The following is a 1,454-nucleotide window of genomic DNA, read 5'->3' on the forward strand; positions in this document are numbered from 1 at the left end:
GTAACTGCTCAGTGCAATAAAGATGCTCTATTGACAAGCTGAGAGGGAAAATTGAGCATTTGGGTGTATATTAACAGTTATGACTTCAACTACTACCCTTAATTCCCAGCCAGTTATGAGCGTCGCTGATGGAGAGCTGACGCTCAATGTGATGCTGGTTGAGTGGCTAGTTAAGTTGCAACAACAGCTATCCCTTCAACAGCGCCTGCCACACGGAGCAACAACAACAGCTCAAGGCACAGCAGCAAGAAATTGAACAATTGAAGGAAGAGCGAGATAAGCTCAAAAACCGCTCCTCCCAAAACAGTTCTGTTCCCCCTTCATCGGACTTACTCAAAAAGCCTAGTGACAAAAGTAAAAGGAAAAAAGGCAAAAAACGCGGTCCGAAGTACAATCATCCGGGTAAAACTCGTAATGGATTTGGCGAACCTGACCAAATAATTTCTCTGGAGCTAGAAAATTGTCCGCTCTGTGAGAGTCCAACACAGCAGGTAGAACAAGCTCCGATCAAAATCCAACAAGTAGCAGATCTAGTAGAGCAACCAGTAGAAATCAAGGAATATCGTCGCCCCTTGTATCAATGCCCTAATTGTGGATGGTCAGGTTACAGTCCAATGCCATTAGGAATCAAAGAGGGGTTTAGTTATGGAGGTAAACTCTGTAGCGTAGTAGGTTGGTTAGGATATGGAGGCAACCTAACATGGCGTAAACAAGAGTATTTTGTGGAATATGTTTTAGGTGTTCCGATTTCTCAGGGGAGTTTAGCCAAAATGCAACGCTGGTTTCAAGAGAGCTTGGAACCGCTCTATCAACAATGGTTAAGCTACATCCAACAACCAGGAGTTAGGTGTGTTGATGAAACTACTTACTGCATCGATGGCATCAAATATTGGTTGTGGGTAGCGACTTCCGAGACAATCTGTGTGTTAATGTTAGCGCCTACCCGAAGTTCCGCTGAAGCCAAACTGCTATTAGGAGAGGACTTTGACGGAATTCTTAGTAGTGACTGTTTTAGTGCCTATACTCCAGTGAAAGCTTCAGCGAAACAGAAGTGTCTAGCCCATTTGCAACGAGACTTGGAAGCCCTCAAAAGTAGCCGTTTTTCTGATAAATCTGCCTTTTGCTTCTGATGTAGAGGAAGTGTTAGAGATGGCTCGTGCAGAGCATCGGAATTATCACAATGGGTTATTGAATCGCTGCCAATTAGCGATGTATAGCTCTGTGCTCGAAGAATTACTCCGAAACATTTTGAACAATCCACCCCAGAAGGGATGGCCATCAGACGCACAACGCTTGGCTAATCGACTAGAGCGACATTGGCACGAGTGGTTCACCTTTGTGAGTTACCCAGAAGTTAAACCGGATAACAATGATGCCGAAAGAGCTTTGCGGCCTATTGTGGTTCATCGAAAAGTCAGTGGTGGGGCTAGAAGTGATTGGGGAGCGCAGTTAGT

Annotated in this window: 1 pseudogene; it reads left to right on the forward strand. The window is 44.8% G+C overall.

Annotated features, from left to right (window positions below):
• Positions 1–79: 79 nt before the first annotated feature.
• Positions 80–1,454, forward strand: a pseudogene (locus F6K46_RS39710) (IS66 family transposase); the annotation flags it as partial.

Origin of the sequence: Moorena sp. SIO3E8 (assembly GCF_010692445.1) — a bacterium.
Classification (GTDB): Bacteria; Cyanobacteriota; Cyanobacteriia; order Cyanobacteriales; family Coleofasciculaceae; genus Moorena; species Moorena bouillonii.